The 21,753-nt window shown below is 72.1% G+C and carries 23 protein-coding genes; 7 read left to right on the top strand and 16 right to left on the bottom strand.

From position 1 onward, the window contains the following. Positions 1-143 precede the first annotated feature (143 nt). The 9 genes from KBX63_RS03085 to KBX63_RS03045 all read right to left on the bottom strand — a co-directional run bounded on the left by KBX63_RS03085 (position 144) and on the right by KBX63_RS03045 (position 8,444). Positions 144-1,298: a hypothetical protein gene (locus tag KBX63_RS03085; RefSeq protein WP_210907822.1), complete on the bottom strand. Its 1,155-nt coding sequence runs from the start codon at positions 1,296-1,298 to the stop codon at positions 144-146. Then, on the bottom strand, positions 1,291-2,094 hold the full coding sequence (locus KBX63_RS03080; protein WP_210907820.1) for a sugar phosphate isomerase/epimerase: 804 nt from the start codon (positions 2,092-2,094) through the stop codon (positions 1,291-1,293). The genes KBX63_RS03085 and KBX63_RS03080 overlap by 8 nt, the downstream gene beginning before the upstream one ends. Further along, positions 2,091-3,242 (bottom strand): dihydrodipicolinate synthase family protein, encoded by a 1,152-nt coding sequence (locus KBX63_RS03075; RefSeq protein ID WP_210907818.1) that lies wholly within the window; start codon positions 3,240-3,242, stop codon positions 2,091-2,093. The genes KBX63_RS03080 and KBX63_RS03075 overlap by 4 nt, the downstream gene beginning before the upstream one ends. Continuing rightward, a complete protein-coding gene (locus tag KBX63_RS03070) occupies positions 3,239-4,390 on the bottom strand; it encodes a Gfo/Idh/MocA family protein (protein ID WP_210907811.1) in 1,152 nt (383 codons plus the stop codon). The genes KBX63_RS03075 and KBX63_RS03070 overlap by 4 nt, the downstream gene beginning before the upstream one ends. A 38-nt stretch (positions 4,391-4,428) precedes the next feature. After that, positions 4,429-5,184 carry an ABC transporter ATP-binding protein gene (locus tag KBX63_RS03065; protein WP_247661659.1) on the bottom strand — a complete coding sequence of 252 codons (756 nt, stop codon included), beginning with the start codon at positions 5,182-5,184 and terminating at the stop codon, positions 4,429-4,431. Positions 5,185-5,227: 43 nt separating this feature from the next. Next, positions 5,228-6,232, bottom strand: a complete 1,005-nt coding sequence (locus KBX63_RS03060; protein ID WP_210907807.1) for an ABC transporter substrate-binding protein — start codon at positions 6,230-6,232, stop codon at positions 5,228-5,230. Between the two features lie 23 nt (positions 6,233-6,255). Continuing rightward, positions 6,256-7,212 carry an ABC transporter permease gene (locus KBX63_RS03055; protein WP_210907805.1) on the bottom strand — a complete coding sequence of 319 codons (957 nt, stop codon included), beginning with the start codon at positions 7,210-7,212 and terminating at the stop codon, positions 6,256-6,258. 178 nt (positions 7,213-7,390) lie between these two features. Then, complete coding sequence (locus KBX63_RS03050) at positions 7,391-8,107, bottom strand: cupin domain-containing protein (RefSeq protein ID WP_210907803.1); 717 nt, start codon at positions 8,105-8,107, stop codon at positions 7,391-7,393. Next, positions 8,100-8,444 (bottom strand): cupin domain-containing protein, encoded by a 345-nt coding sequence (locus KBX63_RS03045; RefSeq protein WP_210907801.1) that lies wholly within the window; start codon positions 8,442-8,444, stop codon positions 8,100-8,102. The genes KBX63_RS03050 and KBX63_RS03045 overlap by 8 nt, the downstream gene beginning before the upstream one ends. Positions 8,445-8,537: 93 nt before the next feature. Here KBX63_RS03045 and KBX63_RS03040 point away from each other — a divergent pair, with 93 nt between their 5' ends. Next, positions 8,538-9,611 (top strand): LacI family DNA-binding transcriptional regulator, encoded by a 1,074-nt coding sequence (locus tag KBX63_RS03040; protein ID WP_247661613.1) that lies wholly within the window; start codon positions 8,538-8,540, stop codon positions 9,609-9,611. A gap of 2 nt (positions 9,612-9,613) precedes the next feature. Continuing rightward, positions 9,614-10,681 carry an aminoglycoside phosphotransferase family protein gene (locus KBX63_RS03035; protein ID WP_307871589.1) on the top strand — a complete coding sequence of 356 codons (1,068 nt, stop codon included), beginning with the start codon at positions 9,614-9,616 and terminating at the stop codon, positions 10,679-10,681. Here KBX63_RS03035 and KBX63_RS03030 read toward each other — a convergent pair. Continuing rightward, positions 10,635-11,747, bottom strand: a complete 1,113-nt coding sequence (locus KBX63_RS03030) for an RNA-guided endonuclease TnpB family protein (RefSeq protein ID WP_210907799.1) — start codon at positions 11,745-11,747, stop codon at positions 10,635-10,637. The two genes, KBX63_RS03035 and KBX63_RS03030, sit on opposite strands and share 47 nt — an antisense overlap. Positions 11,748-11,843: 96 nt before the next feature. Between KBX63_RS03030 and KBX63_RS35895 the strand changes: the two genes are divergently transcribed. Both KBX63_RS35895 and KBX63_RS03025 read left to right on the top strand, forming a co-directional pair. Beyond that, the gene (locus KBX63_RS35895) at positions 11,844-11,978 is read left to right on the top strand and encodes a hypothetical protein (protein ID WP_256442936.1); all 135 of its coding nucleotides are present in this window, start codon (positions 11,844-11,846) and stop codon (positions 11,976-11,978) included. 9 nt (positions 11,979-11,987) lie between these two features. Further along, positions 11,988-12,473, top strand: a complete 486-nt coding sequence (locus KBX63_RS03025) for a GNAT family N-acetyltransferase (protein WP_210907797.1) — start codon at positions 11,988-11,990, stop codon at positions 12,471-12,473. Positions 12,474-12,587: 114 nt separating this feature from the next. Here KBX63_RS03025 and KBX63_RS03020 read toward each other — a convergent pair whose 3' ends face one another. After that, a complete protein-coding gene (locus KBX63_RS03020; RefSeq protein ID WP_210907796.1) occupies positions 12,588-13,874 on the bottom strand; it encodes an MFS transporter in 1,287 nt (428 codons plus the stop codon). A 123-nt stretch (positions 13,875-13,997) separates the two neighbouring features. Here KBX63_RS03020 and KBX63_RS03015 point away from each other — a divergent pair, with 123 nt between their 5' ends. Both KBX63_RS03015 and KBX63_RS03010 read left to right on the top strand, forming a co-directional pair. Beyond that, entirely contained in the window at positions 13,998-15,203 is a 1,206-nt protein-coding gene (locus tag KBX63_RS03015) for an NAD(P)/FAD-dependent oxidoreductase (RefSeq protein ID WP_210907794.1), read from the top strand. Then, on the top strand, positions 15,200-16,117 hold the full coding sequence (locus KBX63_RS03010) for an RNA polymerase sigma-70 factor (RefSeq protein ID WP_210907792.1): 918 nt from the start codon (positions 15,200-15,202) through the stop codon (positions 16,115-16,117). The genes KBX63_RS03015 and KBX63_RS03010 overlap by 4 nt, the downstream gene beginning before the upstream one ends. A 49-nt stretch (positions 16,118-16,166) precedes the next feature. On the opposite strand, the gene KBX63_RS03005 is transcribed toward KBX63_RS03010, so the two are convergent. Then, entirely contained in the window at positions 16,167-16,727 is a 561-nt protein-coding gene (locus KBX63_RS03005) for an NADPH-dependent FMN reductase (protein WP_210907790.1), read from the bottom strand. Positions 16,728-16,863: 136 nt separating this feature from the next. Between KBX63_RS03005 and KBX63_RS03000 the strand changes: the two genes are divergently transcribed. Continuing rightward, positions 16,864-17,337: a MarR family winged helix-turn-helix transcriptional regulator gene (locus KBX63_RS03000; RefSeq protein ID WP_210907788.1), complete on the top strand. Its 474-nt coding sequence runs from the start codon at positions 16,864-16,866 to the stop codon at positions 17,335-17,337. Positions 17,338-17,364: 27 nt separating this feature from the next. Here the strand turns inward: KBX63_RS03000 and KBX63_RS02995 are convergent, their stop codons facing one another. The 4 genes from KBX63_RS02995 to KBX63_RS02980 form a co-directional block, all read right to left on the bottom strand. Next, on the bottom strand, positions 17,365-17,865 hold the full coding sequence (locus KBX63_RS02995) for a DUF1772 domain-containing protein (protein ID WP_210907786.1): 501 nt from the start codon (positions 17,863-17,865) through the stop codon (positions 17,365-17,367). 129 nt (positions 17,866-17,994) lie between these two features. Further along, positions 17,995-19,842, bottom strand: a complete 1,848-nt coding sequence (locus KBX63_RS02990) for an IucA/IucC family siderophore biosynthesis protein (protein ID WP_210907784.1) — start codon at positions 19,840-19,842, stop codon at positions 17,995-17,997. Continuing rightward, positions 19,839-20,447 (bottom strand): GNAT family N-acetyltransferase, encoded by a 609-nt coding sequence (locus KBX63_RS02985; protein ID WP_307871588.1) that lies wholly within the window; start codon positions 20,445-20,447, stop codon positions 19,839-19,841. The genes KBX63_RS02990 and KBX63_RS02985 overlap by 4 nt, the downstream gene beginning before the upstream one ends. After that, the gene (locus KBX63_RS02980; RefSeq protein WP_210907775.1) at positions 20,444-21,733 is read right to left on the bottom strand and encodes a lysine N(6)-hydroxylase/L-ornithine N(5)-oxygenase family protein; all 1,290 of its coding nucleotides are present in this window, start codon (positions 21,731-21,733) and stop codon (positions 20,444-20,446) included. The genes KBX63_RS02985 and KBX63_RS02980 overlap by 4 nt, the downstream gene beginning before the upstream one ends. Positions 21,734-21,753: the final 20 nt, after the last annotated feature.

Here is a 21,753-nt window from a genome sequence, read left to right as displayed (position 1 = left end):
GCGTCCGTGCCGTGCGCGCCCTTTGCTTTGCTTCACTCGGCGCAACAGTGACAGCACCTTTTCGTTGCGCCCGTTGAAGCAGAGCAAAGGGCGCACGACTGGACCGGATCAGCCGGCAACCCCGACACACGAAGGGTTCTGCGTCAGCGCCGACGCCACCAGAGCAGGGTGAGCATCCCGGCGAGGACCAGCCCGAGCAGCGGGGCGACGCCCACGCCGGCGAGGGTGCAGGCGACCGCGAGCAGCGCCGGCGGCACCCAGCACCAGGCCGGCACGGTTCGCGGCGCACGACCGCGCCGACGAGCGGCGGCTTCCGCGGCCATCGGCACCACCAGCACCGGCAGCGCAGCGGCCAGCAGGGTCAGCCAGGGCAGCACGAGGCGGTCGAAGCGCGCCACCGCCAGCACCCCGCCGAGCACCGCGATCGCGAGCATGGCCGCGCGGGCCGGCACCCGCGGCGCCAGGCCGCGCATCGCCAGCGCCCCGGAGTACGTGGTGGTCAGCGCGGCGGCGAACACCGCCACGGCGACAAACAGATTCGCGTACCCGGCCAGCCCTGATCCGGTGGCGAGCAGCGCGACCACGTCAGCCGAACCGGTCCGCAGCCACAGGCCGGCACCGGCGAGCACCCCGAGCAGCGCCGGCCCGATCAGCAGTCCCACGCACCAGACCAGGTCCCGCCGCCGGGCCAGGCCGACACTGAAGTCCGGCGCGCGCAGCGCGAAGACCGCCGCGTAGCCGATCAACGCGGCGGCGTCGGCGAGCCCACCGGCGGCGACGCGGACGGGAGCGCCCGGCGGCGGCAGAGCGGTCAGGCACCATCCGACCAGCACCACCGCGCTGAGCGTGGTGAGCACCGCGACACGGTTGCCGAGCCGGGCCGGCGCCCAGGAGACGGCGAGGACCGCCACCTCCAGCAGCACCGGCCCGGCCCAGCCCGGCAGGTGGGTCAGCGCGGCCAGCGAGGCCCCGCCGAGCCCGACGTTGAACCCGTTCCAACCGACCATCGACACGGCCAGCACCGCCGCCAGCAGCAGCCGCGAGGTGTCCCCCAGGTACGCGGGCAGCACCGCCGTCAACGTCCCGCCGTCGCCGAGCGGTCGGCGCAGCCCGATCCGGCCCTGCCCCCAGAGCAGAGCCGCCATCAGCACCCCGCCGACCAGCAGCCCGGCCACCGGCACCGCGCCACCGTGTCGGGCCGCCATCGCCGCGCCGAGCACCAGGGTGGCGGGTGCGGTGCCGATGCCCAGCCAGGCGCCGACCGCCGCCGGCCACCGCCGTTCGGGGACGTCAGGCAACGTGGCGCAGGTAGCCGGCGATCGCCGCGTCGAGCACCTCCGCGCCCGGACGCGCCCACACCTCGGCGGAGAAGACCTCCACCTCGATCGGGCCGACGTAGCCGGCCGCGTCCACCGCCTCGCGCAGCCGACGCAGCTCGATGCAGCCGTCCCCGGGCAACGCCCGGCCGAGCAGCACCCCTTCGGGCAGCGGGGTCACCCAGTCGCAAACCTGGAACGCGGCGATCCGGGCGGCGGCCCGCGCGATCTGCGCGTACACCGTGTCGTCCCACCAGACGTGGTACGCGTCGACGACCACGCCGACCACCGCCGGGTCGAACCGCTCGGCGATGTCCAGCGCCTGGCCGAGGGTGGCGATCACGCACCGGTCGGCGGCGAACATCGGGTGCAGCGGCTCGATGGCCAGCCGTACCCCGGCGGCCTCGGCGTGCGGGGCCAGCTCGCCGATGGCGTCGGCGACCCGACGCCGTGCACCGTCGATGTCCCGGCTGCCGGCCGGCAGCCCACCGGAGACCAGCACCAGCTCCGGGGCGCCGAGGACGGCGGCCTCCTCGATGGCCCGCAGGTTCTCCGCGCGCCAGTCGTCGGCGGAGAAGAACCCGCCCCGGCACAGCGATGTGACGGCGAGGCCGGCGTCGCGGACCAGTTTCGCCGAGCGGGCCAGCCCGTACTCGGCCACCGGTTCCCGCCACAGGCCGATGCCCGGCACACCGGCCGCCACGCACCCGACCACCACCTCGGGCAGCGGCCAGCGCTGGGCGGTGGCCTGGTTGAACGAGAACCGCGCGAGGCTCACTGCTCCACCCCCGCCACCGTGAAGAAGGCTCGGGCGCGGGCGGCGGCCAGGTCGGCGTCGGGCAGCAGCCCGGCGGCGTCGGCCAGGGTGAGCAGGGTGGCCAGGTGCGCCGGGGACCGGCCGGACTGCGCGCCAGCGACCATCGTGAAGTGGTCCTGGTGCCCGGCCAGCCAGGCCAGGAACACGATCCCCGTCTTGTAGTGCCAGGTCGGCGCCGCGAACAGGTGCCGGGCCAGCGGCACGGTGGGCCCGAAGATCTCGTCGTACGCCGTCAGGTCCCCCCGGTCCAGGGCGGCCAGCGCGGCGGCGGCGGCCGGCGCAATGGCCGCGAACACCCCGAGCAGCGCGTCGGAGTGACCCACCTCGTCACCGCGGATTAGCTCGGGGTAGTGGAAGTCGTCACCGGTGTAGAGGCGTACCCCGGCCGGCAGGCGGCGGCGCAACGCGACCTCCCGGTCGGCGTCCAGCAGAGACACCTTGATCCCGTCCACCCTGGACTGGTGCGCCTTGATCAGCTCAACCACCGTGTCGGCGGCCAGGTCCAGGTCGACCGCACCCCAGTAACCGGTCAGCGCCGGGTCGAACATCGGGCCCAACCAGTGCAGCACCACCGGCTCCTCGGCGGCGGTCAGCAGGTCGTCGTACACCCGCAGGTAGTCCTCCGGGCCGCGGGCCGCGGCGGCCAGGTGCCGGCTGCACATCAGCACCGGCCGGGCGCCGGCCGCCCGCACGTCGTCGAGCTGCTCCCGGTACGCCGCGCTGACCTCGGCCAGGGTGGCCGGGCCGGTCGGCAGCTGGTCGGTGCCCACCCCGGCGACGATCCGTCCGCCCACCGCGCGGGCCTCGGCGGCGCTGCGTCGGATGAGTTCCCGGGTGGCCGGGTAGTCCAGCCCCATCCCCCGCTGGGCGGTGTCCATCGCCTCGGCGACCCCCAACCCGTACGACCAGAGGTGCTGCCGGAAGGCCAGCGTGGTGTCCCAGTCCACCGCCGCCGGCGCGCCCGGCACGTTCTCCGCGCCGGGATCGGCCACCACGTGCGCGGCCGCGTACGCGATCCGGCTGGTGGCCGGGGCGGCCGGGCGGGGGAACCCGCTCCCCCCGGCCAGCCGGTGCCGCCGCCTGCCGGGCAGCACCACCTCCGCAGTCATGAGTTCAGCTCCGGCACCTCGACGCGGACGCCCTCGCGGGCCGAGCGCAGTCCCAGTTCGGCGAGCTGTACGCCGCGTGCGCCGGCCAGGAAGTTCCAGCGGAACGGCTCACCGGCCACCGCGTGCCGCAGGAACGCCTCCCACTGCACCTTGAAGCCGTTGTCGAACTCCTCGTTGTCGGGCACCTCGGTCCACTGTGCCCGGAAGTCCTCGGTGACCGGCAGGTCCGGGTTCCACACGGGCTTCGGGGTGACCGCCCGGTGCTGCGCCCGGCAGCGGCGCAGCCCCGCCACGGCGCTGCCCTCCGTGCCGTCGACCTGGAACTCCACCAGCTCGTCGCGGAACACCCGCACGCACCAGGACGAGTTGAGCTGGGCGATCACCCCGCCGTCGAGCTCGAAGATGCCGTACGCGGCGTCGTCGGCGGTGGCGGGGTAGGTGCGACCGTCCTCGTCGATCCGCTCGGGAACATGGGTGGCGGTCACGCAGGAGACGGCGGCCACCCGGCCGAACAGCTCCTCCAGCACGTAGTGCCAGTGCGGGAACATGTCGACCACGATGCCGCCGCCGTCCTCGGCCCGGTAGTTCCAGGACGGACGCTGGGCCGGCTGCCAGTCGCCCTCGAAGACCCAGTAGCCGAACTCGCCGCGCACCGAGAGGATCCGGCCGAAGAAGCCGCCGTCGATGAGCCGCTTGAGCTTGCGCAGCCCGGGCAGGAAGAGCTTGTCCTGCACCACGCCGGTGCGTACCCCGGCGGCGTCGGCGGCCCGGGCCAGGTCGAGCGCGCCGGCGGTGTCCTCGGCCAGCGGCTTCTCGGTGTAGATGTGCTTGCCGGCCTCGATCGCCTGCCGGATCGCCTTCTCCCGCTGCTGAGTGACCTGGGCGTCGAAGTAGATCTCGACGTCGTCACGGGCCAGCGCCGAGGTCAGGTCGGTGGTCCAGTCGGTCAGCCCGTGTCGCTCGGCGAGTTCGCGGAGCTTCGTCTCGTTGCGCCCAACCAGGACCGGTTCCGGCCAGATGGTCGTGCCGTCGGCCAACGTCACGCCGCCGGACTCGCGGATGGCCAGCAGCGAGCGGACGAGGTGCTGCCGGTAGCCCATCCTTCCGGTCACGCCGTTGACGATGATGCCGATCGACCTGCGGGTCATGATGTTCCTTCCGTCGTGCTGGTCGTGCCGATGCAGGCTCAGTGGTTGGCGGCCGCGCTGCCGAGCAACCCGCGCAGGTCGGTGGCGAGCCGGTCGAAGCGGGGATCCGACATCACCTGCGCGTAGTCGCGGTGCGCCGGCAGCTCGACCGGGAAGGTGCGGATGATCCGGCCGGGCCGGGGACTCATCACCACGACCCGGGTGCCGAGGAAGACCGCCTCGGCGATGGAGTGGGTCACCAGCACCACCGTGGTGCCGGTCTCCCGCCAGATCCGGTGCAGCTCGGCGTTCATCTGCTCCCGGGTCAGCGCGTCCAGGGCACCGAACGGCTCGTCCATGAGCAGCACCGGCGGGGAGTGCAGCAGCGCGCGGCAGAGCGCCACCCGCTGCTGCATTCCGCCGGAGAGCTCGTGCGGCAGCGCCTTCTCGAAGCCGGTCAGGCCGGTCATCTCGATCAGCTCGTCCGCCCGGCGGGCCGCCTGCGCCCGGTCCATGCCGCGCATCTCGGCTTGGAGCAGGATGTTGGCCCGGGCGCCGCGCCACTCCAGCAGCGCGGCCTTCTGGAAGACGAAGCCGATCTCCTTCTGCGGGCCGCGGACCGGGCGGCCCAGCAGCGACACCTCGCCGCTGGTCGGCCGGACCAGCCCGGCGACGATCTTCAGCAGCGTGGACTTGCCGCAGCCGGACGGACCGACGATGGTGACGAACTCGCCCGGCTGGATGTCCAGCGACACGTCGTCCAGCGCGGTGGTCTGCGACCGCCGGGAGCTGAACCGGACGGTCAGCCCGGACATCCCGATGGCGGTGCCGGCCTGTGCCGGCGCGGCGGTCACCGGGTCACCCCTGGGCCGCGTACGAGGCGTCCCAGTACGCGTTGGGCGCGCCCGGGTTCTTCAGCTCCGCGTAGCGGGACATCAGGTCGATGGTCTCGGTCCACTGGGCCTCGGTGTTCACCCCGGGCGGGCCTTCCGGGCCGATCAGCGGCAGGTTGAGGGTGAGCTGCTTGGTGAGCACCTCGGGCGCCGGCTCGTTCTCGGCCAGGGCTGCCATCGCGCTCACCGCGCCGGCCGGATCACGCGCGGCCTCGGCCCAGGACTTCTGGGTGGCCCGGACGAACTTGCGGGCCAGCTCCGGGTCCTTCTCCAGGGTCTGGGTGTTGGCGATCAGACCCGTGCCTAGCAGATTCATCCCGTAGTCGGCGAAGAGCAGCACGTCGACCTTCTTGCCGGTCTTGCTCTCGATGGTGGGCGCCTGATCGTGGAAGAAGCCCATGATGGCGTCGACCCTGCCCTCGGCCAGGGCGGCGATCTTGCCGGCGGCGTCGACGTTGACCACCTTGACGTCGTCCTTCTTGAGGCCGTTCTTCTCCAGCCAGGCCGGGAAGGTCGCGTAGAGGGCGTCGCCGGGGGTGCCGCCGACGGTCTTGCCCTTGAGGTCGGCCGGCGTCTTGATGTTCTCCTCGGTGAAGAACTCCACCGAGGAGGGTCCCTTCTCCAGGTACGCGCCGAGGCTGCGCACCGGCATCCCGGTGGCCACGGACTTGAGCAGTACCGGGCTGTCCGCCCAGCCGAAGTCGGTCTGCTTCTGGGCGACCTGCTTGACGGTGTTGCCCGAGCCGTTGCCGGGCAGGATCTTCAGGTCGATGCCCTCGGCGGAGTAGTAACCCTTCTGCAGACCGTAGTAGAAGGGCGCGTGCTCGCCGTATGGCACCCAGTTCAGGGTGAGGGTGACCTGCTTGCTGCCGTCGGCGTTGGTGCTGCCGGCGGGGTCGTCCCCACCGCAGCCGGTCGCGGCGAGGAGTAGGGCGGCGGTGGTCAGGATGGTGGTGGCGGTGCGTTTCATCGGTGCCTCCGTGATGGGGTCGGTCAGGAGGTGGTGAGGGACACGCCGGCCCGGCGGCTGGCGTGCCACGGAATGAGCAGTGCCTCGGCGATCTCGACCAGGACGAACAGGACGATGCCGATGGCGGACATCAGGATCAGGTCGGCGAACAGCAGCGGGGCGTCGAGGTTGCCGTTGGCCAGCAACAGGACGTAGCCGAGCCCTTCACTGGCGCCGACGAACTCGCCGACCACGGCGCCGACCACCGCGAGGGTGACCGCCACCTTGAGGCCGGCCATCAGGTGTGGCAGCGCGTTCGGAAAACGGATCTTGCGGAAGGTGCGCCACGGCCCGGCGCCCATCGTGGCGGCGAGGTCGAGCAGCTCCGGATCGGTGGAGCGCAGCCCGGCCACGCCGGAGATGACCACCGGGAAGAACGCGATGAGCACCGCCAGAATGATCTTCGGGGTGAGGCCGAGACCGAACCAGACCACCAGCAGCGGGGCGATGGCGATCTTCGGGATGACCTGTGCGAACAGGACGATCGGGTAGAGCGCCTTGTCCAGGGTGCGCGAGTAGGCGATGGCGACCGCGGTGGCCAGCCCCAACGCGGCGGCCAGCACGAAGCCGAGGACCGTCTCGTAGAGGGTGACCATGGTGTGCCGAGCCAGCTCGGACCACTGGTCGGTCATGGTGGTCCAGACCTGGCCGGGCGTGGGCACCAGGTAGTTGGGCACGTATTCCCGGGCGGCGACGAACCACCAGGCGGCGAAGAACGCCGCCAGCACCAGTGCCGGACGCCAGAGCGAGTCGGCGAGGGCCAGCGCCCGTCGGCCGAGCGTCGGTCGTGGCGGGTGGCCACCGGTGCCCGGTGGTGGACCGGCCACCGTGGACCGTCCGGGGCCCTCGGTCGACGGGGTCGCCGCCGATGCGGCGGGTGCACCGGCCGCCATCGCGGCGGCGGCCTGCTGGCCCGCCGTGTCCAGAGCGTTCTCGGTCACGCGGAACCTCCTCGGGGCCCGGCACGACACCCGCGGACCGGGCCGGTCGGCGTATCAGGCAAACGCTTTCCTGGAGCGTAGGCGGCCCCTCGGCGCCAGGCAAGGCCTTTCCTCGATCTGTTTGCCCCGCCTGGGCGACCAGCTCAGCCTCGGCCCCGGGACCGTCCCGAATGGATGGTCAGACGGTGGCCGGATAGGTGTCGAGCAGGCCGCACATGCCCAGCCGGCCCCGCTCGACCGGCTCGTCCACCGCGTACACCCCGGCCTCGCCCAGGTGCCCGGGATCGCCCCGGTCCAGGGCGTCGAGCTGCTCACCGGTGCCGGCGGCGGCCCGTCCCGCGCCGGCCGCCCACCGCTCTCGCCAGCGCGCCAGCAGCGGCCGGCGCAGCGCCAGCGCGGCGGAGTGGAACGCGGCCAGCGCCGTCGGCCCGCCGGCCCGCAGCGCCTGGAAGCCGGTCACCGCCAGATCCCGCCGGCGGTACGCGGCGGTCACGTCGGAGCCCGGCGCTCCCCCGCCGGGCAGCGCCGCGGCGGCGACGTACGCGGCCGGGTCGGCCAGCACCTCGGGCGGGAAGGTGAGCACCGCGTCGCCGGCCTCGGGCAGGCCGCTGTTCTGCATCAGCACCACGATGGTCAGTCCGCCACCGTTGACCAAGCGGTGCACGGTGCCCGGCTCGAACCAGACCACCGCGCCCGGCCGCAGCGGGGTCTCCCGGTAGCCGGCCGCGCTGAGGGTCTGTACCGCGCCCTCGCCGCCGGTCACCACGTACCCCTCGGTGCAGCACAGGTGCACGTGCGGGGTGCCGCCGACCACGCCGTCGGGCGCGACGGTGTCGTAGACGCGCAGCCGGGAGACCCCGATACCGCCGGGTAGCGGGGCCGAACGGTCAGGCATCGAAGTACTCGTCGGTGTCGTCCGCCGCCGGCAGCGAGACCAGCAGCACGGTGAGGTCGCCGATGGCCCGGTGCCGGCAACCCGGCTTGATCAGGAACGCGGACATCGGCCGGGCCGGGTGGCGTACCCCGTCCAGCTCGACCTCGCCCTCACCGGCCAGCACGATGTAGTACTCGGTGGCGATCCGGTGGTGGTGGGTGACCGCGTCCTGCACCTCAAGCAGGTGCACGCTGGCCTGGCCGTCGCTCTCGGCGATGAAGCCCCGGCGGGTGGTGCCGCAGGAGCAGCGTCTGGTGGGAAGGTCGTCGAGTTGAAGCACCGCGAAGCGTTCGGACATGGCCGGGCCTCCCTGCGGGAAAGGGCTTTCTCTGCGGTACCGTGACGCTAGCCGGCACGGCGAAACGCCGTCAACAGACCGAGGGGGCGGGCCATGGCGACCCTGTCCGACGTGGCGCGGCGCGCGGGCGTCTCGCCCGCCACCGCCTCCCGCGTGATAAACGGCAGCAGCAAGCCCGTCACCGACGAGCTGCGCGAGCGGGTGCTCGCGGCCGTCGCCGAGTTGCAGTACGTGCCGAACGCGCACGCCCAATTGCTGGCCCGCTCGCACCGCAGCGCGGTCGGCGTGATCGTGCACGACGTCTCCGACCCGTACTTCGCCGAGATCACCCGCGGGCTGCAACGCGTCGCCACCGACCAGGGCCGGCTGCTGATGATCTGCAACAGCTACCGCGACCCGGACCGCGAGTTGGAGTACGTGGAACTGCTGCGCGGCCACCAGGTGGCGGCGCTGATCCTGGCCGGCTCCGGCTACCACGACGACACGTTCACCCGACAGCTCAACGAGAAGCTCGCCGCCTACGAGGCGACCGGTGGGCGGGTCGCGGTGATCGGCCGACACGAGCACTCGGGTGACGCCGTGATGCCGGACAACCGCGCCGGCGGCTACCTGGCCGGTCAGGAGCTGTGCGAGCTGGGGCACCGGGCGATCGGCGTGGTCGCCGGCCCGCGCATCCTCACCACCACCACCGACCGGCTGGCCGGGCTCCGGCAAGCCCTCGCCGAGCAGGGTCTCGACCTGCCCGAGCGGCGAATCCGGTACGCCGAGTTCGACCGCGACGGCGGCGCAGAGGCCACCGCCCGACTGCTCGACGCCGACCCGGAGCTGACCGCGATCGCCGCACTCAACGACTCGATGGCCATCGGCGCCCTCGCCACCCTGCGGGCCCGTTCGCTAGCCGTGCCGCAGCGGGTCTCCGTGCTGGGCTTCGACGACATGCCCATCGCCCGGGACGTGACCCCGGCGCTGACCACCATACGGCTGCCCCTGGTCGACATGGGGGTCCGCGCGATGTCCCTGGTGCTCGGGGTGGAGGCGCCGGCGCCCCGGGTCGAGGTGCTCCCCGCCGAACTGGTCCGCCGCGACACCGCCGGCCCCGCCCCGCAGGCCGTGCAGGGCACCGCCGGCGCGGCACCGAGCCCGCGGCGGGGCGCCGCCGGCTCGTGACCGTGACCAGCCCGACGCAGCGTCCACTCACGACGGACGACGTGGCGTACCTGGTCCGCGCGTCGTTCGGACCGGGCACGCGGGTACGCGAGAGCGGGCCACTGGCCGGCGGCGGGTACGCCACGGTCTGGTGGGCGCTGCTCGACGACGACCGTCGGGTGGTGCTGAAGCTGGCCCCGCCGGCCGGTACGCGGCTGCTGCGCTACGAGCGCGGGCTCTGCGCGGCCGAGGCGCGCTACTTCCGGCTGGTCGCCGAACAGGCCCCGCAGGTGCCCGTACCCCCGGTGCTGCACCACGGCACCGACCCGGCGTACGGCGAGTGGCTGGTCACCGGGATGCTGCCCGGCAGGTCGCTGCACGAGCTGGCCGAGGCCGGCGCGACGGTCGACGACGGCCCGGCGCGGTACGACCTCGGTGCGGCTCTCGCCGCGCTTCATCAGATCACCGGCGACAGGTTCGGCTACGACGGCGACCGGGCCAGCGGGTCGACCTGGCGGGCGGCGTTCACCGCGATGCTCGACGCGATGCTCGCCGACGCGGTCGACTGGGACGTTCGGCTTCCGGTCACCGCGGACCGGTTGCGCGCGCTGGTGGGGCGGCACGCCGGCGTGCTGGACGAGGTGCGCCGCCCGGCGCTGCTGCACTTCGACTGCTGGGACGGCAACGTGCTGACCGCGCCCGGTCCCGACGGCCGGCTACGACTGTGCGGGCTGGTGGACGGCGAACGGTTCCTGCACGGCGATCCGCTGCTGGACCTGGTCTCGCCACTGCTCTTCCGGCGGATCGAGGACGAGCCCGAGCATCCGCTGCTGCGCGGCTACCGCCGCCGAGCCGCTGGTGCTGGACGCCGCGGCCCGCCGCCGACTCGGTCTCTACCGGCTGCTGCACCTGTACCTGCTGTTGACATCCTCCACCGCCCTGAAGGGCGGGGATTCCCTCGGTCGCCCGATGGGGTTCCTGTTTCACCGGGCCGTGCCTTCACCGCTTTCGCGGGTCGGGTCTTATCGGCCCTCCACAGGCGTTTCACCTCTCCGCCAGCCCGGCGGCGAGAATGTTCCTGGCGGCGTTGACGTCCCGGTCGTGCACGGCATCACAGCCGGGACACGTCCAGGCGCGAACGCCGAGGGTCATGGCGGTGTTGATCCGCCCGCACGCCGAGCAGGTCTTCGTGCTCGGATGCCAGCGGTCGACGGCGATAACCTGCCGCCCGTACCAGGCGGCCTTGTACTCGATCATGCTGCGCAGTTGTGTCCACGCCGCGTCGGAGATGGCGCGGGCCAGACTGTGGTTGCGCAGCATATTGCGCACGCTGAGGTCTTCGATCACGACCGTTTGGTTCTCGCGGACGAGTCGAGTCGACAGCTTGTGCAGGTGATCCCGCCGCCGGTCGGCGATGCGGGCATGGATGCGGGCCACCGCAAGGCGGGCTTTGGCCTGGTTGGCGGAGTCCTTGGCCTTGCGGGCCATAGTGCGTTGCGCCTTGGCCAGTTTGCGTCGGTCGGCGCGCTCGTGGCGCGGGTTGGTGACTTTTTCACCGGTGGACAAGGTGAGCAGACTGGTGATGCCCGCGTCCACCCCTACCGCCGTGTCGACCGGCGGGAGCGGCATCACGGTGGGATCCTCGACCAGCAGGGACACGAACCACCGACCGGCCGGGTCGCGGGACACCGTGACCGTGGACGGCTCGCCGCCGTCAGGCAGGGGCCGGGACCACACGATGGTCAGCGGGGCGTCCATCTTGGCCAGGGTGAGCTGCCCGTCGCGCCAGCGGAATGCCGAGCGGGTGTACTCCGCCGACGCCCGGGACTTGCGCTTGGACTTGAACCGCGGGTAGCGCGACCGCTTGCCCCAGAACGCCGCGAACCCGGCTTGCAGGTGCCGCAGCGCCTGCTGCAACGGCACGGAACTGACCTCATTGAGGAACACCAGCTCCTCGGTGCGCTTCCACTCGGTCAGCCACGCCGAGGACTGCACATAGGTGCTGCGCTGCCGGTCGACCGCCCACGCGCGGGTGCGCACATCCAGCGCCAGGTTGTACACCTTGCGGACGCATCCGAAGGTGCGGTTGAGCTGATCGGCCTGCCCTGGGGTCGGATAGAAGCGGTACTTGTATGCCCGCTTCGCCACCTCACCCATGCCTCACATTTTACCAGTAGTTCACGTAAGACCATCCCTGAGGGGAGCGGCGTTTCTCCCCCGCGTGAAGGCAGGGGTATCCACGCCGCGACACCGATGACGGTGGAGATGCCCAGCCGTGGCATGACGGCGGGCAGCCATCCGCGGCGGCACGCCCGGCTCGCGACGCTGCTGGGCGCGGAACTCGCCGCGCTCGACAAACCGGTTGTCCGGCCGGATCACCGCCCGTAGCCTGCGCCGGTGCTGATTCGAGAGTTCGTGGCGGAGGACTGGTCGCAGGTCTGGCCGATCGTCGAGGAAGTGATCCTGGCTGGGGAGACCTTCCCCTTCGACCCGGCGATGACCGCCGACGTGGCGTACGGCATCTGGGCGGAGGCCCCGCCGGGCCGCACGGTCGTCGCGGTGGATGGCGAGCGGGTGCTCGGCACCGCGAAGATGGGCACCAACCGGCCCGGGCCCGGCGCGCACGTGTCCACCGCGAGCTTCATGGTCGCCGCCGATGTGCGGGGCCGGGGCGTGGGCACCGCGCTGTGCCGTGACGCTCTGGCCTGGGCCCGCCAGCGGGGGTACGCCGGCATGCAATTCAACGTCGTGGTGGAGTGCAACCGGTCGGCGGTGGAGCTGTACCGCCGGGAGGGCTTCGAGGTGGTCGGCACGGTGCCGAGGGCGTTCCGTCATCCCACCCTCGGCCGGGTCGGCCTGCACGTCATGTACCAGGAGTTCTGACCGCGCCGGGCCTCCCCTGAGACGGCCGGCCGGCTCGACGTGCCGGCCGACGTGGTGGTCAGCTCCACAGGGACTCAACTACTGATGGTGCGGCGACCGCGAAGCCTGCCTCCGTCACGGCCCGGCGCTGCCGACCGGGGCCGGCTGGAGTCCCGGCGGCCGGACGGCCGGCTCCGCGCCGGCCCGGCGGATCGGGGTGAACAGGCCACCGACCGCGACCAGCAGACATCCCGCCCCCGCCACGAGGGCGACCGCCGCGACGCCGTAGCGAGCGGCGGCCCAGGTCAGCGCCACGGCACCGGCCGGCCCGAGGGCGTAGTGCGTGCTCCAGAACGCCGAGGTGACCCGGCCGAGCAGATGATCGGGGGTGATCTCCTGCCGCAGGGACATGGAGCAGATCCCGCCCACGCTCAGGCAGCACAGGTACACCGCGGTCAGCACGGTGACCGCCGGCACCGTCGTCGCGAGGCCGATGCCGGCCACTGCGAGGCCACAGATCGCGTGGGCGCCGATCCAGGTGACGCCGAAGCCGCGCCGGCGGCGCAGCGGGGCCACCAGGAGCGCTCCGGCGATCGTGCCCACCGCCGCCAGGCCGAGCACCGTGCCGACGGTGCCCTCGGAGCCGCCGAGGTCGTGCGTGACGTGGTAGATCAGCACGTCGATGAAGCCGTAGGTCAGGAAGATGAAGACCGACAGCAGCACGGTCAGCGCGCGGAGCACGGGCTGACGCCACAGGAACCGCGCCCCGGCCAGGAACTCGACCAGCGGTCGCTGCCGGGGCACCGGGGCGACGTCGTCGGCCTGGACGGGTCGCAATCGGATCAGCCACAGGCCGACCGCGGAGAACGCGAAGCTCGCCGCGTTGACGGCGATCGCCACCGCCGGGCCGAACCGGGCCGACACCACGCCGGCGAGCAGTGGCCCGACCACGGCCGCCGCCGCGTACGTCGCCTGCAACCGGCCGTTGGCCTCGGTGATCCGATCCCGGTCGACCAGGTTGCGGACCGCGGTCACCGCCGCGACCTGGAACACCATCCCGGCCGCCTCGCAGATCGGCAGCACGACGAAGAGAAGCCAGACCTGCGGCCCGGCGAGCCAGGCCAGTGGCACCAGGCCGTAGAGCACCAGCCGGGCCAGGTCCGCCACGATCATCAGGGTCCGCCGGTCGTACCGGTCGACCAGCACACCGCCGAAGATCCCGGCGACGACGGACGCCGCGCCCGCGACGGCGGTGAGCAGGCCCATCCGGGCCACCGACCCGGTCGCCTGGAGCACCAGCAGCGGCACCGCGAGGTACGCGAACGAGTCGCCGGCCGCGGAGAGCGACTGCGCGATCCAGTACGTGCCGAACGTGCGGTCCCGCCAGAGCGGAGACCGGACCGCACCGACAGGTCGGCTCATGGCGACGAGGGTAGTGGGCGTGACCGCCAGGCATCGGCTGTGCCGGGCGTCACACGGACCCATGTCACGAATCGCCGGGCGACGCGCATCTCGTGGTCGTCACACAACGAGAGAGGCCCGACGATGAGCACATCACACGAAGGCGGAACGGCCACCACGCACCGCGTGCTGATCCTGGGCGCGGGTTACGCGGGCATGGCCGCGGCGATCCAGCTCGCGGCGCGAACGAAGCGGCGTGCCGACGTGCAGGTGACCCTGGTGAACGCGCAGGAGCGGTTTACTGAACGGTTGCGGCTGCACATGGTGGCGACCGGTCAGCAGCTGCACGAGAGGGACATCCCGGCGCTCCTGGCCGACGCGGGCGCACAGTTCGTCCGCGGCTGGGTCACGGCGGTGGACGCGCACGCGAAGACCGTCCGGATCGACGACAGCCGGGTGCTGCACTACGACACGCTGGTGTACGGGTTGGGCAGCGTGGCCGACACGACGCTGGTGCCGGGGGTCGAGGACCACGCGTACACCCTGGACAACGCCCAGGACGCGGTGTCGCTGGCCGACCGGCTGGCGCGGCTCGCCGAGGGCACGGTGGTGGTCGTCGGCAGTGGCCTGACCGGGGTCGAGTCGGCCGCGGAGATCGCCGAGCGGTACCCGCGGCTGAACGTCGTACTGGCGGGCCGGCAGGAGCCGGGCGCCACCATGAACCCCAGGGCCCGGGCGTATGTGCGGGCCGCGCTCGATCGTCTCGGTGTCCAGGTGCGCAGCGGGACGGCGGTGACGAAGGTGCTGCCCGACTCGGTCGAACTGGCGGGCGAGACGACCATCGCGGCGGACGTCGTCCTGTGGACGGGCGGTACGCGCGTGTCACCGCTGGCGGCCGCCGCGGGCCTGACCGTCGACCAACGCGGTCGTGTCGTCACCGACGCCACACTGCGGTCGGTGTCGCATCCCGACGTGTACGCGATCGGCGACGCGGCGGCGATCCGTCAGGGCTACGGCGTCATGCACGGCACCTGCCAGAGCGGCATGCCGACCGGTGTGCACGCGGCGGTGTCGATCACCCGCGTGCTGGACGGCAGGCAGCCCAGGCCGTTCCGCTTCGGCTACTACCACACCCCGGTGAGCCTGGGCCGGCATGATGCGGTCGTGCAGTTCACCCACCCCGACGACAGCCCGCGCCGAGTGTGTCTGACCGGCCGCGCGGCGGTCTGGTACAAGGAGACGGTGGGCGCGTCCCCCTGGCCGACCTACCTCCGCATGGTGAAGATGCCCGCCTCCGGCGCGTTCTGGCCGCACGGTGGCCGGTTCACCCGGCTCCGGGACGCGCGGTGACCCCGCGGTCGGACGCCGACCAGGAGATCTTCCACCGTCATCGCAACCTGCTGTTCTCGGTGGCCTACCGTATCCTCGGCTCCGCGGCCGACGCCGAGGACGCCGTCCAGGACGCGTGGATCAGATGGTCCGGTGCAGATCGCTCCCAGGTGGCCGACCCCAAGGCGTACCTGGCGCGCATCGTCTCGAATCTCGCGCTGCAGCGTCTGCGCTCCAGCCAGCATCAACGCGAGACCTATGTGGGGCCGTGGCTTCCCGAGCCCGTCCTGACCGATGGCGACACCGCGGACGCCATCACCGACGCCGAGTCGGTGTCGATGGCGATGCTGGTGGTGCTGGAAACGCTCAGTCCGCTCGAGCGCGCGGTGTTCGTCCTGAAGGAGGTCTTCGGCTTCAGCCATGCCGAGATCGCGGCGGCGGTGGAACGCTCCGAGGCCGCCGTGCGCCAGGCCGCGCACCGCGCCCGGGAGCACGTGCGCGCCCGGCGACCACGCTTCACGGCGGACCGGTCGCAGCAGCGCGGGGTCACCGAGCGATTCCTCGCCGCCGCGACCGGCGGCGACATCAACACCCTGCTGGAGTTGCTGTCGCCGGACGTCACGTTGTGGACCGACGGCGGCGGCAAGGTCCGCCAGGCCCTGCGCCCGATCGTGGGTGCGGAGACGGTCGCCGCCTGGTTCGCGGCCATCGGCACCGTCACCTACCAGGGCGTTCGGCCCGACGACATGCGCGCCACCCTGGTCGAGATCAACAACGGGCCGGGCCTGGTGTTCAGCGGTGCGGGCCGGGTGATCGCCACCGTCACCTTCGACGTCGACGTCGACGGCCGCATCACCACCATCCACAACGTCGCCAACCCCGACAAGCTCCGAGCCGTGGGCGACGGCGCCACCCGCGACCTCACGACGAGCTGAGCCGGCCGCGGGAGGGATCCGCGGCCGGCGCAGGTCGGTACGAAAGTGGTCAGCGCTGGCGCAGCGGTGCCAGCGCGGTGCTCCAGGCCACGACCTGGTCGAGGGTGACGCCGAGCGCGTCGCGCTGGTGCTCGTTGGGCTTGAAGACGCTGAAGTTCTCGAAGTCGGTGAAGAGCGACAGCGCGACCTGGGACCGCACGTCGGCCATCTGGAGCTCACCGGCGATCAGCCGCAGGTGCTCGACGGCCCGTGCGCCGCCGACCGAGCCGTAGCTGACGAAGCCGACGGCCTTGTTGTTCCACTCGGCGTAGAGGAAGTCGATGGCGTTCTTCAGGGCGCCCGAGGTGGAGTGGTTGTACTCGGGCGTCACCATCACGAACCCGTCGAACGACGCGATGGTCTCGGCCCAGCGCAGGGTGTGCGGCTGGGTGTACTGGCCCATCGCCGGCGGGTACGCCTCGTCGAGGTGCGGCAGCTTGTAGTCGAGCAGGTCGATCAGCTCGAACTCCGCGTCGGAGCGCTGCTTGGCGACCTCGAGGACCCAGCGGGCGACGGCTTCGCCGTTTCGGCCCGGGCGGGTGCTCCCGAGGATGATCCCGATCCTGGTCATGGTTGCGCCTTTCAGAAGTCCTTGCCTGGCGACGTGAACGCTAACCACTTGTTGCTTGGTCAAGCAAATTCGTGATCCATGTCGAGCATCACAGTGAAGGCGAGCAGTTGCTCGGTCAAGCAACTAGGATGAGGGTATGTCCGGCGATTCCACAGAACCCCTCCGCCCCCTCAACCCCGACGAGGAGGCGCTGGTCCGCTCCCTGGGCCAGCTGATGTTCGTCCTGCCTCGGGCCATCGACGCCGACATGACCGGCGACCGTCAGCTGCCGCTGACCGAGTACACCGCCCTCCGCGTCCTCTCCGAGGCGCCGGGCCGGCTGATGCGGATGAACGAGCTCGCCGCGGAGTGTCAGCTCTCGCTCAGCGGGATGACCCGCACCATCACCCGGCTGGAGACCCAGGGCCTGGTCGAGCGGGTCCGCAGCGAGCAGGACGCCCGCGGCTGGAACGCCGTTCTCACCGCCGCCGGCTTCGCCCGGCTGGAAGAGTCCTGGCCGAGCCACCTGGCCGCCGTGCGGCGGCGCTTCCTGGACCACCTCGAGGACATCGATCTCGTTCAGCTGGCCCGCGCGTTCCGGCGGATCGGCACGGCCGACCGAGCCGCGTGACGGCGGTCACCTGAAGCGTCCGGGCGCTCAACCGGACAGCCGGCCGAGCCCGAGCAGGGCCCAGGCGAGCAGCCCGAACGCGCCGGTCGAGGCGACGGCCCGCACCAGGTTGCCGCGCACCCACGCCGCCTCGAAGCGCTCCCGCAGGGCGGCGAGGTCGCCGACCCGGTCGACGTCGCCGGCTCGGGCCAGCACGTTGTTGAGCGGCACGTTGACGACGGCCGTGACGCCGAGCACCACCAGGTACAGCAGCAGCGCCGCGACGATCCACGGCAGCACCGCGCGGTGCCCGGCGCCCAGGTGCGACACCGCCGCCAGCAGCGTGAACACCAGCGCGCCGCCGAAGCAGACGGCGAACCATCCGTTGAGGATGGACTCGTTGATCCGCTGCATGGCGAGCACCAGCGTCCGGTCGTCGGTACGGCCCAGGCCCGGCATGACCGCGTAGGCGAACGCGGTGAACAGCCCGGCGGTCAGGCCGGTGGTCACGGTGGCGGCGAGCAGGCTCGCGGTGCGCAGGAATCCCATGTCTCCATTGCACCCGCTGGGGAGCGCCCTGGCCATGCGTCACAGCGTCGGGTGCATACGTGGTCGTCTCGCGCGGTCGCGCCCCGACCGCGTGTCAGCCTCGCCGAACCGGCCGGAGCGCGACCGGTGTCACCGGGCCGGCGCGTAGCGGGCCAGCGGATTGGTCAGCGTGCCGACGAACTGGAGAGCGGCCGACGGGTCGGCCAGGTCGATCATCTGCTGGTTGTCGCGCAGTTGCAGGCGGTTGAGACAGGACAGCGCGAACTCCGGGGCGAACATGTCGTAGCGGCGGGCCCGCTCGGCCAGGTGCGGCACCCGGTCCAGGTAGTCGGCCGCGCAGGCCGCGACCGTGCGCCAGAAGGCATCCTCGGCCAGCACGCCGGCCTCGACCAGCACCGCGTTGAGGTGGCGCAGGAAGCAGTCGACCACGTCGGTGAAGATGCTCAGCAGCTTGGTGTCGTCGGGCACCTCGACCCGGATCCGCTCCACCGCCGCCGGCAGCTCGACCTCGGTGCTCATCACCGCGATCTCCTCGGCGATGTCCTTGAAGATCACTCGTTCGACGGTGGCCCGCTCGTCGAGGACCAGGATGACGTTCTCGCCGTGCGGCATGAAGGCCAGGTCGTGGGCGTAGAAGCTGTGCAGCAGCGGGGTCAGGTAGGCGTCCAGGTAGCGGCGCAGCCACACCTCGGGCGCCAGCCCGGACCGGGCGATCAGCTCCGCCGCCAGCGAACCGCCGGCACTGTCCACGTGCAACAGAGCGGCCATGGTGGTCAGTCGTCGGCCCGGCGCGAGGCCGGGTACCGGGCTCTCCCGCCACAGCGCGGCCAGCATCTTCCGGTACGGCGAGGTGCGGTCGGTGGTCGCCTCGTACTGCCGGTGCCGGTAGCCCACCGCGGCCCGCTCCCGGATGATCGTCAGCCCGGTGCCGGTCAGCACCTCGTCGCCCGCGATCAGGTCGGCCAGCCAGTCGTTGATGGCTGGGGTGGCCGCCATGTACGCGGCCGACAGCCCGCGCATGAAGCCCATGTTCAGCACCGAGAGCGCGGTCTTGACGTAGTGTCGGCCCGGCTCGGTGACGTTGAAGAATGTGCGGATGGACTGCTGGGCGAGGTGCTCGTCGGACCCGGGGCCCAGGTGCACCAGCCGGCGCTCGGCCAGCTCGCCGGCGAAGGTGACCGCCAGCTTGTTCCACCACTGCCACGGGTGCGCCGGGATCAGGTGGTAGTCGGCGAGGTCCAGCTCGAGGCCGGCCATCGTGGCCGCGAACCGGGCCCGGGTGTCCGGGTCCAGCTCGCCCTCGATCAGGGTGTCGTAGTCGAGGTCGGCGGCGCTGCTGAACGTCGAGTGGTCCCGGTGCGCGGCCAGCCACTCCAGCCGGACCGGGGCGGCGGCCTCCGGGGCGTACCGGTGGTACTCGTCGACGCCGAAGCCGAGCCGGCCGTTGTTGGCCACGAAGCAGGGGTGGCCCTCGGTCATCGACGTCTCGATGGTCTGGAAGTCTGCCTCGGCCAGCTCGGCGGCGCTCGGGGCGGGCCGGGCCAGCTTGTACGCGGTGCCGGCCAGCGTGGAGGTGATCTCCTCCAGGTACACCGGTAGCACCCGTGCGGAGAGCCCGAGGGAGTCGCGCAGCTCGACGATCAGGTCCACCGCGTCGGGCGGGACCGGCGTGCCGTCGCGGTGCCGGGTGATGCTGTCCGCGTCGATCTGCCAGTGCGCCAACGCGAGCACCCGCGCGGCGAACCGGTAGGTGACCGAGTCGTCGTCGCTGCGCACCTCGTACCACTGTCGGTCGTCGCCGGTGACCGGCACGGGCTCCGGAGTGATCAGCCGTTCGTGGGTGAACTCGGCGAGCGCCTTGCGGACCAGCAGCCGGTTGGCCCGTGCCCAGAGCTGCGGGGTGAGGTGCCCGACCGGATCGACGGGGGCGGACGCGGCAGCGGAGGAAGGCTGGGTGGGGACGACGGTGGCGGTCACGCCGGGGCTCCTTCGGTTCGGGTGGCGGCGCCACGGTCGGCGGCGGCGCGGTCGATGGCGGCGCGGAACTGGGCCCGGGTGCAGACGCTGAGCAGCGCCTCCTTCTCGGGCTTGGCGACGGCGCCGACGACCTCGAAGCCGACGGCGGCGTTCAGCGCGTGCACGGCGGTGTTGCGCACGTCCGGCTCGACCACGACCCGGCGGGTCGCCGGGTCGGCGAAGAGCCAGGCCATGACGGTGGTGATGACCGCTCGGGTGAACCCGTGCACCGGGGCGTCGGTGGGTGCGCACAGGAAGTGCATGCCCACGTCGCCGGGCTGAGCGTCGTACAGGCCGACCAGCTCGACGTGGGCCGGGTCGTAGCGTTCGGCCAGGAAGGCGGGTCGCCCGTCGCGCAGGCCCAGATACGCGTCGTGGTGCGGGTGGGCGTCGATCCGCCGGTACTCCTCGGCCACCCCGTCCTGGTCGGCGTCCTGCATCAGCCAGAACGCCGCCTTCGGGTGGGTGACCCAGGAGTGCAGCAGCGGGGCGTCGGTGTCCGGGTCGAGGGTACGCAGCGCGAACTCGCCGAGCCGATCGTCGACGCGGGTGAAGACGACGGTCACGACGCCACCCCGGCGGGCGCGCCGAACTCCTGGAAGGTGATGCTCTTCTCGATCGGGTAGTGCTCCCGGCCGAGCAGCTCCTGGATGATCCATGAGTTGCGGTACGCGCCCATGCCCAGGTCCGGTGAGGTGATGCTGTGCGTGTGGGTGCCCGCGTTCTGCAGGAAGATGCCCCGGCCGGTGTGGTCGATGCTGTAGTTGCGGGCCACGTCGAACCGGCCGTGCGCGTCCCAGCGGATCCGGTCGCGCACCGGCGTGAGGAACTCCGGCACCTGGTAGTGGTAGCCGGTCGCCAGCACCAGGCCCTCGGTCCGCAGGGTGAAGTCGCGCTCCTGCTCCACCTGGCGCAACCCCAGCGTGTACGCCCCGTCGTGGTGGTCGGCGCTGGTCAGCTCGGTGTTGGTGAGCAGCCGGGTGTTCACCGGCCCGTCGACGCTGTGCGCGTAGAGCAGGTCGAAGATGTCGTTGATCAGGTCGGCGTTGATCCCCTTGAACAGCCCCTTCTGCTCGGACTCCAGCCGGTAGCGGGTCGCTTCGGGCAGCGCGTGGAAGTAGTCCACGTAGTCCGGCGAGGTCATCTCCAGGGTGAGCTTGGTGTATTCGAGCGGGAAGAACCGCGGCGAGCGGGTGACCCAGTTCAGCTGGTAGCCGTACCGGTCGAGGTCGCCGAGCAGGTCGTGGTAGATCTCGGCGGCGCTCTGCCCGCTGCCCACCACGGTGATGCTGCGCTTGGCGCGCAGCGCGTCCCGGTGCTCCAGGTAGCGCGAGTTGTGCACCGCGTCCCCGGGCAGCCCGGCGACGGCGGGTGGCAGGTGCGGCGGGGTGCCGGTGCCGAGCACCAGGTGCCGGGCGCGGTACTCCGCCGTCTCCCCCGCGGCGGTGCTGGCCCGCACCACGTACCGCTCGTCGGCGGGGTCGTACTCCACAGCGGTGACGGTCTGGCCGAAGCGCAGGTTCGGCAGCTTCGCCGCCGCCCACCGACAGTAGGCGTCGTACTCGCTGCGCAGCGGGTAGAAGCTCTCCCGGATGTAGAAAGGGTAGAGCCGGCCGATCTCCTTCAGGTAGTTGAGGAAGGAGTACGGCGAGGTGGGGTCGGCGAGGCTGACCAGGTCGGCGATGAACGGGGTCTGCAACCGGGCCGACTCCAGCAGCATGCCGGGGTGCCAGGCCAGGCTCGGCCGGGCCTCCAGGAACACCCCGTCCAGCTCGTCGATCGGCGCGGTGAGGCAGGCCAGGCCCAGGTTGTACGGGCCCAGCCCGATGGCGATGAAGTCGTGAGTGGACATCCGGCCCTCCAGGCGCGGGG

The sequence above is a fragment of the Micromonospora sp. U21 genome, assembly GCF_018070045.1.
Classification (GTDB): domain Bacteria; phylum Actinomycetota; class Actinomycetes; order Mycobacteriales; family Micromonosporaceae; genus Micromonospora.
This window is presented reverse-complemented; position numbering and strand designations above follow the sequence as displayed.

Coding starts and splice junctions, on each gene's coding strand:
- KBX63_RS03005 (WP_210907790.1), bottom strand. CDS start 16,727: ATGACCAGGATCGGGATCATCCTCGGGAGCACCCGCCCGGGCCGAAAC.
- KBX63_RS02980 (WP_210907775.1), bottom strand. CDS start 21,733: ATGTCCACTCACGACTTCATCGCCATCGGGCTGGGCCCGTACAACCTG.
- KBX63_RS03065 (WP_247661659.1), bottom strand. CDS start 5,184: ATGTCCGGGCTGACCGTCCGGTTCAGCTCCCGGCGGTCGCAGACCACC.
- KBX63_RS35895 (WP_256442936.1), top strand. CDS start 11,844: ATGACGGTGGAGATGCCCAGCCGTGGCATGACGGCGGGCAGCCATCCG.
- KBX63_RS03040 (WP_247661613.1), top strand. CDS start 8,538: ATGGCGACCCTGTCCGACGTGGCGCGGCGCGCGGGCGTCTCGCCCGCC.
- KBX63_RS03070 (WP_210907811.1), bottom strand. CDS start 4,390: ATGACCCGCAGGTCGATCGGCATCATCGTCAACGGCGTGACCGGAAGG.
- KBX63_RS03050 (WP_210907803.1), bottom strand. CDS start 8,107: ATGCCTGACCGTTCGGCCCCGCTACCCGGCGGTATCGGGGTCTCCCGG.
- KBX63_RS03075 (WP_210907818.1), bottom strand. CDS start 3,242: ATGACTGCGGAGGTGGTGCTGCCCGGCAGGCGGCGGCACCGGCTGGCC.
- KBX63_RS03000 (WP_210907788.1), top strand. CDS start 16,864: ATGTCCGGCGATTCCACAGAACCCCTCCGCCCCCTCAACCCCGACGAG.
- KBX63_RS02995 (WP_210907786.1), bottom strand. CDS start 17,865: ATGGGATTCCTGCGCACCGCGAGCCTGCTCGCCGCCACCGTGACCACC.
- KBX63_RS03030 (WP_210907799.1), bottom strand. CDS start 11,747: ATGGGTGAGGTGGCGAAGCGGGCATACAAGTACCGCTTCTATCCGACC.
- KBX63_RS03060 (WP_210907807.1), bottom strand. CDS start 6,232: ATGAAACGCACCGCCACCACCATCCTGACCACCGCCGCCCTACTCCTC.
- KBX63_RS03015 (WP_210907794.1), top strand. CDS start 13,998: ATGAGCACATCACACGAAGGCGGAACGGCCACCACGCACCGCGTGCTG.
- KBX63_RS03045 (WP_210907801.1), bottom strand. CDS start 8,444: ATGTCCGAACGCTTCGCGGTGCTTCAACTCGACGACCTTCCCACCAGA.
- KBX63_RS03020 (WP_210907796.1), bottom strand. CDS start 13,874: ATGAGCCGACCTGTCGGTGCGGTCCGGTCTCCGCTCTGGCGGGACCGC.